We start from the raw sequence: 15925 nt of genomic DNA, 5'->3' as shown, positions 1-15925 counted from the left end.
AGCGGATAGGCCGCATCTCAATTTGAGATAGTACGTCTGGTTGCGCCCGCACGGCGGTTAGCCAAAACCGGGCGCTAACGCCGTCCGGACGGGGCTTGTGCCTGATTCGCCAGGCGACTCATCCCGCGCGCGGCGTCGCGCTGCGTCAAGGTAAACCCCGAGCGGCCCTACGACGCCAGAAACAGCCGATACACCGGGTTCTGCGTCTCTTCCCAGTTCGGATAGCCGAGGGTGGCGAGAAAACGCTCGAACGCCTCGTTCTCGCTTTCGGGCACCTGGATGCCGACCAGGATCGAGCTGTAGTCCGCGCCCTGATTGCGGTAGTGGAACAGGCTGATATTCCAGTTCGGCGCCATCGACGAGAGGAACTTCATCAGTGCGCCCGGACGTTCCGGAAACTCGAAGCGGAACAGCCGTTCGTCGTGCGCCAATGGCGAGCGGCCGCCCACCATGTAGCGGATGTGCTGCTTCGAGAGTTCGTCGAAAGTCAGATCGACGGTGGCAAAGCCGTGTGCCTCGAACGCGCCCGCGATCTGCGCGGATTCGCTGCGATTCCTGATCTGCACGCCCACGAAGATATGGGCGGAATGCGCGTCCGCAATGCGGTAGTTGAACTCGGTGACGCTGCGCGTGCCCACCAGTTCGCAGAAGCGCCGGAAACTGCCGCGCTCTTCGGGGATCGTCACGGCGAACACCGCTTCGCGCGCTTCGCCGACTTCGGCGCGCTCGGCCACGAAGCGCATGCGGTCGAAGTTCATGTTCGCACCGGACGTGATCGCGATCAGCGTCTGGTTCTCGATGCCTTCACGCTCCGCGTACTGTTTCGCGCCCGCCACCGCGAGCGAGCCGGCGGGCTCCAGCACGCTGCGGGTATCCTGGAACACGTCCTTGATCGCCGCGCAGAGTGCGTCGGTATTCACGAGCAGCACGTCGTCGAGATATTCGCTGCACAGGCGGAAGGTCTCTTCACCCACCAGCTTCACCGCCGTGCCGTCCGAGAACAGACCCACTTCGTTTAACGTGACCCGCTCGCCGGCTTTCAGCGAGGCGGCCATCGCGCACGAATCATCGGTCTGCACGCCGATCACCTTGATCTCGGGGCGCACCGATTTCACATAGGCGGCCACGCCCGCCGCGAGTCCGCCGCCGCCGATCGGCACGAAGATCGCGTGAATCGGGCCTTGATGCTGGCTGAGAATTTCCATGGCGACGGTGCCCTGGCCGGCGATCACGTAGGGATCGTCGAACGGATGCACGAAGGTCAGGCCGCGCTCTTCCTGCAGCTTCACCGCGTGCCCATACGCGTCGCTATACGATTCGCCGAACTGCACGACTTCCACGGTCGGGCCGCCATGCGCGCGCACCGCATCGACCTTGACCTGCGGCGTGGTCACCGGCACCACGATGATCGCCTTCACGCCCATGCGCGCCGCCGACAGCGCGACGCCCTGCGCGTGATTGCCCGCCGACGCGGTAATCACCCCGCGCTCCAGCGCCTCGGCCGGAATGTGCGCCATCTTGTTGTACGCGCCGCGCACCTTGAACGAGAACACCGGCTGGTTGTCCTCGCGCTTCAGGTAGACCGGATTGCGCAGACGTGCCGACAGGTTCGGCGCGCGTTCGAGTTCGGTCTCGCGGGCCACGTCGTAGACGCGCGCGGTCAGGGTTTTCTTCAGGTAGTCGTGACGAAGCGCGACGCTATCGGCGGCTTCGGCCGCCTGTTTGAGTTCGTGTAACGGCAAGGCAAGCTCCTGTGCGGCAAGGACGAATCAGCAGAGGGTTCACAGGAGGCAGGTTGCGAGCGGACATAAAAAAACCCGCCTCGTGTGGCGGGTTATGTGTCACTGCTATCAGACGCGCGCTAACCCACCATTCGATGAATGATGCTAATAATCAGCGCAATACGGATGTCGAGGCAGTTCATGCGTTCGATCTTCGTTGACTTGACGCGCTTTGTCAATCCCTGTCGATTGCAATGCACGCCGCCGCGTGCCGGCCGGATAACGGCGATGCGTACCCGCGGCGGTGCCACGGGCAGGTAGCGGCCACGTAGCGGGCAGCATGAAAGACGGCCTCATTATCGGTCGATCTCAACGCCGGCTAGGCCCGCGCGACGCGTAGCTCACGCTGTGGCGCAGCGGCCGAACGCCGCGCCTTCAACATACGCTCGCGCAAAAACTGCTCGAACTGCGCCATCACCGCATGGCGCGCGGACTGTGAGAAAAGCGCGTGGTCGACCTTGCCGACCAGTTTCACGTCGATGTGCTTCAGCTTGCTCAGGCGATTACCACGGGGTCCGAAATGAATTTCCAGCGCGTCCAGTCCTTCATCGAGCGAACCATAAATCAATGTAGTCTGTACGCCTTTGCGCTCCAGTTCGCGCATGAGGGCGCGCACCATACCGCCCGGCGTGCGCTGGCCGAGCAGCCACTCGAACGCTCTGCCGGCGCGCGCGGCCATGCGCGTGCCCAGACGGCGTGCGAGTTCGGTCGCGATCATCCGGCCGTTCGCCTCGCCGCTCAACAGACGCAGCCATTTGCGTGGATTGCGCATGGCGCGGCGGTAGACGACGCTCGCCGCCACATGCCGCGCTCCGGGCCGCGTTCGCGCGCCATCCCAGCTGAAAAACGGCAGATTGACGGCCGCGCAGCCGACCACTGCCGGGTGCGCCCGCGCCGTATGCAGGCTGACGTAGGCACCCGTGCACACGCCGAACATCACGATTTCCGGATATCCCGCCGCCACGAGCCAATCGACGCCCGCTTGCGCGTCGGCGACGGCGTACTGCTCATAGACCTTATCGAGCGACAGCGCTGCGTCACGACGCTGACTATCGCCGAGGCCGCTCAGGTCCATGCGCAACGAGGCAATCCCTTGAGCCGCCAGATAGCGCGCCATCAGCACCGTGAAGCGCCCGTCGCCCACCCGATGCACCCCGCCCGTGTTGACGAACAACACGGCCGGCGCGGTTTCCAGTGCCTGCCGCGGCTGACAGAACACGCCGGCATAGCCGCCGCCCTCGAACACCACCGGCGTCTCGCGTCCGTGCGCGAAGACGATCTGCGCACTGGTTGCGCCTGCAAGCACCGCGACGGCCGGCTCGCGCTCCGTGAGCGCGTCGGCACCCAACCAGGCGAGCACGCTTGCGAACGCATGCGCCGGCATTTCGCTGTGAGTGGGATTGACGAGGAACTTGTCGTATTCGCCGAAAAATCGCAGATCCGTTTGCGCACCGAGCGCCTGATAATGCGCTGCCATGCGCTTCAAACGCGCGCTCTCGTTCAGATCGTGCAGCAACACTCGCCGTGCGGGAGAATGCGTAGTCCGTTCGAGATCGACCTTCGCGAGCGGCTCGAGCGTATCCGCATATAGCCGGAAGCCGTGCGCGCCGACCGTGTTGTCGGCCTCGGCATCGAGGCTGAGTCCTAGCGCCTGCTGCGCACTCCGCCAACTGTGATGCTGAAGCGCCAGTTCGCGGATGTAGCCCTTGCCCGATGTCACCGGCATGAGCAGCACAAGATCGTCGACGCCGCCCATCTGTTCGGCGGCCAATGCCGCCAGCGTCGCGCCGAAACGCAGTCCGCACAGGCCGAGGCGCGTCACAGCGGTTTCCTGGCGCAGCCAGAGCGCAGCCGCCTCGATACTGTCGAGCCACGCGCGCATGCGCTGCGGATCGTCTTCGTTGCCGCTCGAATCGCCGGTGCCGGGATAGTCGAAGCGCAGCACCGCGATACCGCGAGCGGCAAGCCTGTCGGCGAACTCACGCCAGCCTCGGTAGGTGCACAGCGCTTCATAGCCGAACGGGTTGCACAGCACGACGCCCGTTTCGGCGTGCGTGCCTGCCGGACGGTGCAGCCAGCCGAAACAGCCGCCGAACGTAACGGGTGTCATGGTGAGCCGAGCCGGCATGAGCGGGCGACGCGGCGCCACGTCAGATTCGCGTAGCAATCGACTCCTCCCGCACGATGAGCGCGATCACGCTTGCGAGGGAATCGATGCTTTCAAACATCTCGTGCGTGATCAGCGCGCCCGGAATTTCAATGCCGCATTCGTCTTCGATCGCCATCATCACGCGGACCGCACCGAGCGACGACAGGCCGGCAGCGTAGAGATCGTCGCCATCGCCGAGTGTATCGACCGGCACGGCGAGACAGGCGGTCCCGTGAAGCATACGGCGCACATGTGTCTTCATTCTAATTTCCCCGCTACTTTAATTTTTCAACGCGGCATCGATCCATCGAGAACGCACAAGGAGACGCTAGCGCACCGCGATCAGCTGAGCATGCCGCCGGTCACACAGTGTTCGGCGAGCGCCCTTCTGTCGACCTTGCCATTGACGTTCAGCGGCAGCGTGTCCAGCATCACGACCCGTTGCGGCACGGCATACGCCGGCAAGCGCTGACGGCATGCGTGAAGAATCCGTGCGGCGCCGCCTTGCGCATGCGTGACGAAAGCGATCAGGCCAGCCGCATGGCCCGATTCGTCGACAGGCCAGGCGATGACCGCGCACAGCGCCGCCTGACTGGATGATCGAACCACATGCTCGACTTCTTCGAGCTCGATACGGTTGCCGCGAATCTTGATCTGCGTATCCAGCCGGCCTTGAAACACGATTCCATGACCGGCCACCTCGCGCGCGGCGTCCGCGCTTCGATACCAGCGCGACGGGCTGCAGCCCGGATAGCGCTTCGAAATGAAACGGCGATTGCCCGGGTCGTCCGCCGACAGGTAGCCCGCCGCGACCTGCGGACCGCCGATCAGCAATTCGCCGCACTCGCCGGGCGCAACCGGTTCGAGCGCGGCGTCGACGATCAGCAACGCCATGCCGGGCAACGCGCGGCCAAGCGGCATGACGGCATGGCCCGGCCCGGCGAGAAACTTCGCTGTGACTTCGAATGCCGCGCATGCAACGGTCGCTTCGGTCGGCCCGTACATGTTCAGAACCCGGCTGTTCGGCGCGGCGCGCTGCCACGCTTGCACCAGCAAACGCGGCAGCGGTTCACCGCCGAACAGCGTGACGCGCAGGCTGGGAAATTCGTCTGGCTGCAGTTTGCGGAACTGCTGCATGAAGGCCGCGACCGAAGGCACGCTGCTCCAATGCGTGATCGCGTGCTCCTTGATGAAGGCCGCGTTGTAGATCGGCTCCACGGTCTTCGGTACGTACAGGCATGCGCCGTTGGCCCAGCACACGAACATGTCGTGCACCGAAGGATCGAAGGAAAGCTCGCATAACTGCACGTAGCGTGCGCCGGGGAGGCTTCCGATCAGACCCAATTGCCCCGCCACATAGGCGCAAGCATTCTCGTGCGAGATCGGCACGCCCTTGGGCGCGCCGGTGGAGCCCGATGTGAACAGGATATAGGCCTGATCGTGCGGCGCGCGAGGGTTGGCCGCTCCGGTCTCGCCTGGCTCGTCAGGCAGCCGCCTCAGGCCACCACTGGCCCATGCCTCGCAGCCCGGCAGGGCGTTCCCGGAACCAGGAGAGAGTTTTTTGACTTCTATGCCTGCGTCATCAAGCAGGAAAATCTTCGGCGACTCGTCCAGCCGCGATACCACTTCGTCGAGCAAGGCGGCGCAGCGCCGGTCCACCAGCATGACAGGCGCGCCCGACTTCCCGATTACAGCGGCAATCCGCGCGGCGGGCATGTTGGGATTGAGCGGCACGTAAGCGCAGCCGGCCTTAAGGATTCCTAGCAACCCGGCGTAGGCGGCCACGCTGCGATGCGCGAACAACAGGCAGCGCCGTGCCCGGCCGGCCGGCAACACCGACGATAAGGCGGTAGCGATCCCACACGCACGCGAGGCAACCTCGCCGTACGAGTACGCGCGCTCGTCGACCCACAGCGCGGGACCATCCGGATCGCGCGCGGCAGTATCGAAGAAGAATGAATCCAGCATTCACGGCCTCGATGCATGGGGCACAGTGCCAGCGTTGCCGGCCGGTCGCACGAGCGCGCCGGAGAGGCTGCCAGCCATGCCAGCAGCCCACGGCCGGGCGGCTCTGCTACCCGGCGGCGCGCTGCATTATCGTAGGAGAATTCACAAGACAAAGACGCGGACGACAACCTGCCACGCAGGCTCGTCACGCGCTATTGCTTGACGAGCCTGACGGTCAGGTCTTTGTAAGGATCATAGATGCCGGTGAGAGCGGCCTATGTGCGATAGCGCTCTCAACAGACGAATGAGTATTCGAGGGCGCGCCGTCGGCGGCGCGCACGCGCCAAGCGGCAATCTCAGTTGCGCACGCCGCTTTGCTTCCTGAAAGCGCTGAGAATGCGCTGTTCCAGCGCGTTGTAATCGCGACCGAAGTGGTGATCGCCCGAGGTGCGGATCACCTCGACCCCCGTCTTCGTCAGCGACGGACACAGGGTGTCTTTTTCATTCTCGCCGTAGAAGCACTGCACGATCGCGGGTGGCACACGGGTCAACTCCGGCTGGACTTTCAACGCCTTGTCGCTCGCCGGCATGCCGAGCCAGCCGCCCACGCGGATCTGAAAATCGGCGTCGGGCGCGAAGCCGAGCAGCGCGATCAACGATACCTTCGCGCGCAACGCCGCCGGCAGACGGTTATAGGCGAACGGCATCACGTCCGCGCCGAATGAATAGCCGACCAGTGCGATGTGCTGCGCGTTCCAGCGCGCGCCGTAGGTCTGCATCACCCGCGCGAGATCGCGGCTCGTCTGGGCGGGCGGCTTTTCGCTCCAGAAATAGCGCAGGCTGTCCCAGCCGATCACGGAGACGCCGTCTTTTTGCAATGCCTGGGCGATCGTCTTGTCGAGATCGCGCCAACCGCCGTCGCCGGAAATCACGATCGCCATCAGGCCGTTCGGATGCGCCGCCGGCAATTCGATCAGCGGCAGGTCGGAGACGTCGTCGTCGCTCGTCGAGACCGCCTGCAGATGCGGCGAGACCAGCGCGACGAGGCGCGTGCGATCCGCGCTGCCCGTAGCCGCCTTTTCGACGAAGCCCGGCACCTTGTCGCGGATGATGGTCGGATCGGGCGGACAGGGTTGGAAGCGCGGATCGAGCGTGCGCTCGGCATCCACCGCGACCGCGCCCGCAACCGTATTCGACGGCGCCTGTTCGAGCACGTGCATGGCGAGCGTCGCGCCCTGCCCGGTACCCGCGACGATCGGCGCGAAATAGTGGCTCGATTGCGATTGCCGCTCGAGTTGGTGGCTCAAGGCTTCGGCATCGCCCACCAACTGGTGGCAGGCTTCCTTCTTCGCGACCAGATTGGCGGCGTAGCGAGCGGTATCCACGCCGACGGTCAACGCGCCGGCCTTCGCAAGCGCATCGGCGCTCTGCTGATCCGCTGCGCTCCAGCCGCCTGCCTGCGAATACAGCACCACGAAGCCGCGCAGCGGGCCTTCCGGCTGGGTGACCCTGACGTCGCCATAACGGCCGCCGGGGACGGTTGTAGTCGCGGCGTGCGCGAGCGCGCCGCCGGTCACGAGCCCCGCCGCCACGGCGAGCCTGAAAAGCGAATGCAGTGTCATGAACGCCGGCCTCCCGCCAGCAATGACAGGTCCGCGAGCGTGAAAAACACGCCCACCGAACCCGACGCCGCAAGATAACGCGGCTCCCAGCGCGGCTGGAATTTACTCTTGAAAGCGCGCAGTCCGCGGAAGTTATAGAACCGGCCGCCGAAACGCCACACGATGCCGGCGAAGCGGTGCCAGCGCGAGGCCAGCGGCGTGGGCTGCATGCCGGACAGCGGCGCGATGCCGAGGCTCAGCGAGCGGAAACCCGCCTGCTTCAGATGCAGCGCGAGTTGCGTGAACAGATATTCCATTGCATACGGCGACGCGCTTTCCACGTGACGCATCACGCCGACCGTCGCCTCGGTGTTCATATCGGTCGTCATGAAGGTGACGAACGCGGCCGGCTCGCCGTTCTGGCGCACCAGCATCACCGACTGCGCAGCGAGGTACTCGTCGGTGAATGCGGCGACCGAGAAGCTCTTTTCGCGCGCGTCGCGGCTGTCGAGCCAGCCATCGGAAATCTCGCGCAGCGTGTCGAGCGACGCCGGCACGTTCGCCTGGTCGATCACTTCGACGGCGAAGCCGTCACGTTCGCCGCGTTTGAGCGCATAGCGAAGATGCGCGCGATGCGAGCCCTTCAGGTCGAAGTCGTCGAGCACGACGTGCGCTTCTTCACCGAGCTTCATCAGCGTGAGACCGGCGTCGAGATAAAGCGGCAACGCGTTGGCGCGCACCTGATAGAACGCCGCGCGCCCGCCGTGCGCATGCGCGAGCGCGACGAACTTGCTGATCAGGCCGGCCCACTCTTCGCGCGGACCCACCGGATCGTGCAAAGCGGCCCACGTGCGGCCGTATTTGGCATACATCAGAAACGCTTCGCGCGACTCGGAGAACAGAAAGCTCTTGTCGCCCATCAGCGCGAGGCCGGCGTCGCTGCGCTCCTGCGCACGTACGATGCGCGCCGCGTCTTGCAGATCTTCCCGCGCCGGCTTGACGAAGTGGCCCGGCGCCGGACGCAACAATTGCCAGAACGAAAAGGTCGCGGCAAAGAGGCTTGCGGCCAGCGTCGCGCGCAGCGCACGCGGGGCGCGTTCGTCGAAGGCGAATTGCCACCACAGGTCGCGCGTGTACGGCACGTCGCGGAAAGCGAACAGCATGACCCACGTGGCGAGCATCAGCACCATCGCCACCGACACCAGCCAGCCCGCCGTGAAGCGCTCGGCGAACAGCGAGGAATGACGGTTGAAGCGCTGACGCGTGGACAGCAACAGCACGATCAGCATGCCGAGCACGCCGGCTTCGACGAACGCCAGACCTTTGGTCAATGACAACGCGAGACTCAGCACCGCCAGCAGGAGCGTCATCCACCACGCGGCGTCCAGCCGCCGCAGCAAACCACGCGCGACGAACAGGAGCAGCACGCCGAGCACGCTGCAGAGCATCTGCGAGCTTTCGAGCACCCACAGCGGCAGCACGTCGCGCAGAATGCGGATGCGTTGCCAGAACGCGGGCGTCGCGCTGGAAATCACCAGCATGCCACCCACCACGAATGTGACGAGACTCAGGAACAGCGGCGCAAGCTTCGACGCGGCGGCCGCATGTTGCAGCGGCAGACGGCTTTTCAGCGCGCGGCCTTCGAAGCCGGCGAGCAGCGCGGCCGAGACGATCAACGGGACACCGAAGTAAATCGCGCGATACGCGAGCAACGCGGCCACCATCTGATGCGTCTGCACGCTGCCGTTCAGCGTGAACACCATCGCCGCCTCGAACACGCCGACGCCGCCGGGCGTATGGCCGATCATGCCGAGCAGCATGGCCGCGGCGTAGACCGTGATGAAGGTCACGAAGCTCACGTCCGCGTGCGGCAGCAACGCCCATAAGGCAAGGCCCGCGGCCACCACGTCGAGAACCGCGAGCGCCACTTGGGCGAGCAGATCGCGGCGCGCGGGAATGTCGAACGAGAGCCACTGCCAGCGCGTGCGGACCGGGCGCGTTTCGCTGCGGCACGCGGTGGCGGCCAGCACGAGTGCGATGAGCAGCGCCGCGCCGCTCCAGCGCAGCGCGACGGGTTCGAGATGCAGCATCGGCGCGAGCGTACCGGCCACGCCGAGCATGCCGAGCGCGGTCATCAGCACCAGCGCGAGCGCGAGCGAGACGCTCGTGAACACGGTCATGCGCCCGATCTGCGCGGGCGTCACGCCCGCCACGCCGTAGACGCGCGCGCGCACGGCGCCGCCCGTGAGCGCGCCGAAACCGGTGGCATTGCCGAGTGCGGAGCCCGCGGTCGCGCCGATCCACAGCGCCACACGCGGCACGACGGCACCCAGATAGCGCAAACCAACCGCGTCGCGCCCGACCAGCGCCACGTAGCTGAGCGCGGTGGCGCCGAGCGCGGCGGCCCACTCGCCGGCCGTCAACTCACGCAACTGACGCATCACCGAGCGATAGTCGACCGCTTGCGAGAGATGTTGCAAGACGACCAGCAGCAGCACGCCAATCACCAGCGCGAGCAAGGGCGAGAGAAGCCCCCGGTTGCCGAGCGCTGTCGATGTACGGTCGAACATCGCGCCTAGCCGGTCGAATTTATTGTTATATCGATGGAACATGGTCAATGCAGGGCCTTGCGTGGAGCTGTCACGACGACGATTCGTCCGCCGCGGCGTCGCCGGTTATGGGCGATTACAAATGGATAACGGCACAGGGGTGAAAAGGTTGACAGTGTCAGGCCCGCAGCGGGGTTTAACCTGGGGGCAGCCGCGTCGCCATGGGGCCTGCCGCGCGACACGTATGAATGAAACGGTCGATATTGCCGATCGGATCGGATTGCAAGGACGCGCAGCCGCTTCGACAGGGGCTGAAGTTTAAACGCTATTTGCGCGCTGCGAATGAAGAATCGACGCCGTGTGGTGACGGCGAGTCACGATCGGGCGATCGTGAGCGCGGATCTGGCGGCAAGCGTGCCGATGTGGCTGCCGATGGCGCTTCCAACCAGCGCGCTGGCGGCCCGAGCGACGAGTGTGCGCAAAGCAACGCCAACGCTCCTGAGCGGAACCGCGTTGAACGCATGCGAGGGCATGTGAATACATGCCGGATGAACGGCCAAACAGGAACGCCGTCACTCACGACATGACGGGCGTAACGCGTGAATCGCGCATGGACGACCCGGGCCATGGCGTTCGCGCGACATACGGGTATGAATGACCGAACCACGGCCCACGAAGACGAGGCGCCTACGCGCCGCGCAGCGGGAGCGACGCGTAGGCGCGCCCATTTCTGTCGATCAGCGCGCGCGTGCCGCGCAACGTCCTTTCCTGTTACTGCGGACGACGATGCGCTTCAGCGATCACAGCGCAATTTTGCAGGTGCAGGTTGAGTGCCTGCAGCGCCAGGGCGCGCAGCTTGCCGAAGAACGTGGTTTGAGCGGAGACGGTGGCGCGAGCAGCAGCGTTGGAAGCGGTGTTCATGAAAGACTCCTGTATAGGGTTTATACCTAGGCAATAACCCGATTATAAACACCTTCTGCCGCACCGCAACAAATATCAATAAAGTTCGATGCCTCCGGGGCGCACGGTCGCGCCGCGATCAGGGCAATCTTAAAAAGGGTGACATCGCAACGTTGTCTTTTAACAACCCGCACCGTACAGGTGCAATAATGCCCCTTTGCCCGCGAACGCCCGAGGCAGCCCGCCTTCATGACCGTCGTCCAGAAAGCCCTGATTGCGCCACTGATCGTCGCGTGCGCGATGTTCATGGAAAGCGTCGACGCGAATGTGATCGTCACGGCGTTGCCGGCCATGGCGCGCGACTTCGGGCGCGATCCGGTCACGCTGAAAATCGCGGTGACGAGCTATGTGCTGGGACTCGGCGTGTTCATTCCGGTGTGCGGATGGCTCGCCGACCGGTTCGGGGCACGCACGATCTTCCGCACGGCGATCGGCATCTTCGTGACGGGCTCGCTGCTGTGCGCCGCGTCGAACTCGCTTGCCACCTTCACGCTCGCGCGCTTCGTGCAAGGGGTGGGCGGCGCGATGATGGTGCCGGTCGGGCGGATCATCATTTTCCGTGTGGTGCACAAGTCCGACTTCATCCGCGCGATGAACTATCTGAGCGTCCCCGCGATGCTCGGCCCCGCCGCCGGGCCGCTGCTCGGCGGATTCATCACCACGTATCTGCACTGGCGCCTGATTTTCTTCATTAACGTGCCGATCGGCATTCTCGGCATCTATCTGACCAACAAGCACATCGCCAACACCCGCGAGCCGGACCCCGGTCCGCTCGACTGGATCGGCTTTTTTCTCTCGGCGGCGGGCGCCGTGCTGCTTCTGCTCGGGCTGTCGCTGGTCGGCGGCGAACTGATTTCGAATCGCGACGCGCTCGGCATGTGCGCGTGCGGCGCCGTACTGCTCGCCGCCTATGTCGCTTACGCGCAGCGCGTCCCGCTGCCGCTGCTGGATCTGCGCTTTTTCAAGGTGCCGACGTTCCAGGCGAGCGTGCTCGGCGGTTCGATGTTTCGTATCGGACTCGGCGCGTTGCCGTTTCTACTGCCGCTGATGCTGCAGGAGGGCCACGGCATGAGCGCGTTCAAATCCGGCCTGATTACCTGCGCGTCCGCGTTCGGCGGCATGTTCATGCGCACGATCGCTTCGAGCGTGCTGCATCGCTTCGGCTTTCGCTCGGTGCTGGTGGTCAACGCCGCGTTGTCGGGGCTCGCGATCGCGGCCTGCGGACTGTTTTTCCCCGGCACGCCGACCTGGATCATCTGGGTGGTGGTGCTGCTCGGCGGATTCTTCCCGGCGTTGCAGTTCACGAGTCTGAACTCGCTGACTTACGCGGAAATCGCCAGCCGCGACGTGGGCCGCGCCACGAGTCTGGGCAGCGTGGTGCAGCAGATGTCGCTCGGCCTGGGCGTGACGATCGGCGGCATCGTGCTGCAGATTTCGCGGGTGCTGCACGGCCATCCCGGCATCATGTGGTCGGATTTCTGGCCAGCGTTTCTGGTGGTCGGCCTGTGCTCGTTTGCTTCGATTCCGGTCACGCTGCGCATGCCGCATCGGGCGGGCGAGGAAATCTCGCGCGGCGGCCGCGGTTGACCGGCTGATCGAACGGTTGGGCGTGCTGGACGTCTGTTCTGCTGAACGGCTGACCGCCCGCTACCGGCAGGCTTCAAACCTTCTTCCGGATCACGCTCACTTCGCCGTTGCGTTCGAGAATCGCCGCGGCTACGTCATCCATTGAACGTGAGCCGGTCTTCTGGCGCACGCTTTCATGAACATCGGTCGGCGTGATGAGCGCGGCGTCCATTTCGCGGGCGTTGAACGCGCCATTGCTGAACACCTCTCGCTCGACGCCGCCCACCAGCCGTTCGAGCACGGGCGAGCGCATGCAAGCCCATGCCAGCAAGCGATGGCAGACGACGATCGCGAACGACGCCGCCACCGTGGCGATAAACGGCGACGCACCGACGATCGCCCGGCTGAGCGTCGCGCCGAGCAGGATCACCACCACCGAATCGAATGGCGAGCGCTGGCCGAACGAGCGCCGGCCCGAGACCCGGATCAGCACCAGCGCGATCAGAAACACGACGATCGAGCGCAAGCCCATCTGTAGCGGGTCGAGTGTTCTGCCTTGACCGAACAGCAGGTAAATGGCATCCATCATGACGCCCTCCTCGCGGTTCGCTGCCGTCTTGAGCGAGCGCCGTCGAATCGCGTTTGCGGCATTGGGCGGTCGCTACGCGGTTTATACGGCTGCTTTGCTCAACCCCTTCAGCCAACCCTTCTGCCAACCCTTCTGCCAACCCTTCTGCCAACCCTTCAACCAACCGCCCACCCCGTCAGCGTATCGCCGAACCCACCACGCGCGCGGGCCGCCGCGCGCGCACTCGTAATGACGCGCGGCGCCGCGCTCCATGCGATACGGGCGCCGATCGCAATCAGCCGGTCCACCAGCGCGACATCCTCACTGCACGTCAGCGGCGGAAAGCCGCCCGCGCGCCGGTACGCGTCCGCCGACACGCCGAGATTCGCGCCGTGAACGTGACGATGGCCATCGGCGTCCACGTAGGTCTTGCGAAAATATTCACGCACGCTGTGCGGATGCGGGGTCCAGTCGTCGACGGCAATCGAGCCGCACACCGCGTCCGCCTCCAGCGAAAGCTGCGCGACCAGCCAGCCTGGCGACACGCGGCTGTCGGCATCGGTAAACGCGAGCCAGCGCGCGCCGTCCGCCAGCAGAAAGTCCGCGCCGCTCGCCCGCGCAATGCCGACATTGCGCGCCTTCAGCGTCAGCGTCTCGACGCCGTAAGCTCGCGCGATAGCGCCGGTAAAGTCGTCGCAGGCGTCGAGCACCACCACGATGCGCACCGTTTCGCCCGCCAGCTCCTCGTGGCGTGAAGCTTCGATCAAAGCCGCGAGGCAAGGCGCCAGCAGCGCCTCTTCGTTATGTGCCGGAACGATCACGCCGATCATAGGAGCCCCTCGCGTTGCGCGACCGAACGGGCGTCGCGCGACCAGACGTCGATCAGCAGATCGGCTTCATCGTGATGCGCGAGACGCGACAAGCCGCAGCGCGCATCGAACAGCGCATGCGCGGCGTCGGCGGATTCGAGCGCTTCGGCGAAGGGCCGGCGCCAATGACAGGCGAGCAGCGTACCGTCGGTCGTGAGTGAAGCGGCGACTCGCGAAGCCAGCGTTTCGAGCTCAGCTGCGTCGAGGTAGTAGGCGAATTCGCTAATGACGATCAGATCGAATGGGCCGGCCTCGGTCGGCCACTCGCCCGGCACCGTGCGCTGTTCGACACGAACCTGCGGCGCGTCGGCGACGCGCTCGCGTGTGAGCTCGACGGCGCGCGCGTGCAGATCCGCGGCGAGCAGCATATCGCAGCGCCTCGCCAGCTCGGCGGTCAGCTCGCCGTTGGCGCAGCCGGGTTCGAACGCGTTGCGGTAGCGCGGGCGCGGCAGCAGCGCGAGCGTGAGCGAACGCTTGCGGCATTCGTACCAGCCCTCGCGCAGCCTCCACGGGTCGTCGCTCTGTTGATAGAGTTCATCGAAGTAGGTTGCCGGCGAGCTCATGTCAGCGGCCCTCCGTGCATGTTGTCAGAGCAGCCACGGATCACCTCCGGCACCAGCCTCGTCGCGGCCCTCGCCTGCTCCAGCCGCCGCGCTCAATTCGCCGAGGGCCTCAAGATCGCGCTCTGCGTGGCTCTGCCGCAGGAACACCGGCAGGTCCGCGAGCGCGCGAGCAAAGCGGGCATTGCGGCACAACGGGCCGGCGCCGAGCGTGCGGGTAGCGTGATGCATCACGGCGCTCGCGGCTTGCTCCACCACGAGGCGGGCACGCATGGCCTCGCGTTGCGAGTCGGCGAGCGGATTCGCGTCGATGTGCGCGGCGGTTTCGCGCAATACCGCGGCGGCGCCCGCGAGGGCGACCTCGATCGCACCGAGATGCGCGAGCCGATGCGAATCCGCGCGCTGGGTGGACGCCTCGCGCAGCGTCCGCCCGATCTGCGCGGCGGCGCCGTACCAGCACGCGGCGATACCGGCGCCGCCATGCCAGAAGCCCGGGCGGCGCACATAGTCATGCGCGGCTCCCACCAGCGTCGCGGACGTCTGGGCGAACGTCACGTCGGCGCTCGCCGTGGCCTGCATGCCCACAGCCTGCCATTTCGACGTATCGATCGAGATCGACGGCTGATTCATCGCTACGGCCGCGAGTACCGGTTCGCCCTCCAGCCACGCGGTCACGAGCGCATGCGTGACGACACCGGCGCCCGAACACCAGGCTTTCGTGCCGGCGAGACGAAGGCCCTCGCCATCGCTTCGGAATCCTACTTTGAGCGCCTGCACGCGCGCGTCGGGCGGCTCCGCTGCCCATACCCCCCAGCGGCTTCCCGCCGGCGGCTCGGGAGCCTGCAATTCCGCGAGAATGGCAAGCGCGTCGGTGTGGCCTTCGAAGAGTTTGACAAGGCCGAGATCGCACGCCGCCACTGCGGCGAGAGCGCGCCAGCGCGCGAGCGTATCGCCGTGGCCCGGCAGGGGCACGGCCGGCGCACGGTCATAACCGCGTTCGACCAGCGCGCGCAGCACCGTGCCCAAGGCGGCGGGGTCGCTCGCATCGAAACGCGTGTCATGCAAATAGTCTTCGAGCGGCCCGTCAACTTTCACGGCGCGGCGCATGCGCCGCGCCGCGGCCCGCGCGCCACCGGATGCGCCGAGGCCAGGGCTTTGCAGCGGCCGGGCATTGACGCCGGCCGCACGATCACGCGTATCGAGCATCGTGCCTCCCTGAAGCTGTTCGATCCATGGGCAGCGGATCCTCGAGGGACCGCTGCGCCTACGAGGCGGACAGCAAGCGGCGTGCCTCAGCCGGCGAAAGCCGGGCGAGGCCACGATTTCTTCAGGAATGGAAAGGCGCGCTGCGCCTTGAACGCTCTGGTATGAAGGA

13 protein-coding genes are annotated in these 15925 nt (G+C 65.7%); 2 read left to right on the top strand and 11 right to left on the bottom strand.

The genetic code is table 11. The annotated features are described in order from the left end of the window. Window positions 1-167: 167 nt before the first annotated feature. From ilvA to mprF, 6 genes are all read right to left on the bottom strand, one after another. Window positions 168-1742, bottom strand: a complete 1575-nt coding sequence (ilvA, locus tag CJU94_RS14245) for a threonine ammonia-lyase, biosynthetic (protein WP_095419227.1) — start codon at window positions 1740-1742, stop codon at window positions 168-170. Window positions 1743-2100: 358 nt separating this feature from the next. Next, window positions 2101-3891 (bottom strand): serine aminopeptidase domain-containing protein, encoded by a 1791-nt coding sequence (locus tag CJU94_RS14240; RefSeq protein ID WP_095420361.1) that lies wholly within the window; start codon window positions 3889-3891, stop codon window positions 2101-2103. A gap of 40 nt (window positions 3892-3931) precedes the next feature. Then, the gene (locus tag CJU94_RS14235) at window positions 3932-4192 is read right to left on the bottom strand and encodes an acyl carrier protein (RefSeq protein ID WP_095419226.1); all 261 of its coding nucleotides are present in this window, start codon (window positions 4190-4192) and stop codon (window positions 3932-3934) included. A gap of 80 nt (window positions 4193-4272) precedes the next feature. After that, window positions 4273-5898 (bottom strand): amino acid adenylation domain-containing protein, encoded by a 1626-nt coding sequence (locus CJU94_RS14230; protein ID WP_095419225.1) that lies wholly within the window; start codon window positions 5896-5898, stop codon window positions 4273-4275. 335 nt (window positions 5899-6233) lie between these two features. Beyond that, entirely contained in the window at window positions 6234-7499 is a 1266-nt protein-coding gene (locus CJU94_RS14225) for a virulence factor family protein (protein ID WP_095419224.1), read from the bottom strand. Next, window positions 7496-10048, bottom strand: coding sequence for a bifunctional lysylphosphatidylglycerol flippase/synthetase MprF (gene mprF, locus CJU94_RS14220; RefSeq protein WP_244220964.1), 2553 nt, complete (start codon window positions 10046-10048; stop codon window positions 7496-7498). Before mprF ends, CJU94_RS14225 begins: the two co-directional genes overlap by 4 nt. A 321-nt stretch (window positions 10049-10369) precedes the next feature. Between mprF and CJU94_RS14215 the strand changes: the two genes are divergently transcribed. After that, window positions 10370-10564: a hypothetical protein gene (locus CJU94_RS14215; RefSeq protein ID WP_095419222.1), complete on the top strand. Its 195-nt coding sequence runs from the start codon at window positions 10370-10372 to the stop codon at window positions 10562-10564. A 234-nt stretch (window positions 10565-10798) separates the two neighbouring features. Here the strand turns inward: CJU94_RS14215 and CJU94_RS41410 are convergent, their stop codons facing one another. Further along, on the bottom strand, window positions 10799-10948 hold the full coding sequence (locus tag CJU94_RS41410) for a hypothetical protein (RefSeq protein ID WP_167397535.1): 150 nt from the start codon (window positions 10946-10948) through the stop codon (window positions 10799-10801). Between the two features lie 228 nt (window positions 10949-11176). Between CJU94_RS41410 and CJU94_RS14210 the strand changes: the two genes are divergently transcribed. Further along, entirely contained in the window at window positions 11177-12574 is a 1398-nt protein-coding gene (locus CJU94_RS14210; protein ID WP_095419221.1) for an MFS transporter, read from the top strand. A 73-nt stretch (window positions 12575-12647) separates the two neighbouring features. Here the strand turns inward: CJU94_RS14210 and CJU94_RS14205 are convergent, their stop codons facing one another. From CJU94_RS14205 to CJU94_RS14190, 4 genes are all read right to left on the bottom strand, one after another. Next, window positions 12648-13142: a DUF421 domain-containing protein gene (locus CJU94_RS14205; RefSeq protein WP_095419220.1), complete on the bottom strand. Its 495-nt coding sequence runs from the start codon at window positions 13140-13142 to the stop codon at window positions 12648-12650. 155 nt (window positions 13143-13297) lie between these two features. Then, window positions 13298-13951: a glycosyltransferase family 2 protein gene (locus tag CJU94_RS14200; protein ID WP_095419219.1), complete on the bottom strand. Its 654-nt coding sequence runs from the start codon at window positions 13949-13951 to the stop codon at window positions 13298-13300. Next, window positions 13948-14553 carry an SAM-dependent methyltransferase gene (locus CJU94_RS14195; protein ID WP_095419218.1) on the bottom strand — a complete coding sequence of 202 codons (606 nt, stop codon included), beginning with the start codon at window positions 14551-14553 and terminating at the stop codon, window positions 13948-13950. Before CJU94_RS14195 ends, CJU94_RS14200 begins: the two co-directional genes overlap by 4 nt. 24 nt (window positions 14554-14577) lie before the next feature. After that, complete coding sequence (locus CJU94_RS14190; protein WP_095419217.1) at window positions 14578-15756, bottom strand: acyl-CoA dehydrogenase; 1179 nt, start codon at window positions 15754-15756, stop codon at window positions 14578-14580. Window positions 15757-15925 lie beyond the last annotated feature (169 nt).

Source organism: Paraburkholderia aromaticivorans (assembly GCF_002278075.1).
Lineage (GTDB): Bacteria > Pseudomonadota > Gammaproteobacteria > Burkholderiales > Burkholderiaceae > Paraburkholderia > Paraburkholderia aromaticivorans.
Note: the sequence above shows the minus strand (reverse complement) of the source record. Positions and strands in the feature narration are given on the sequence as shown.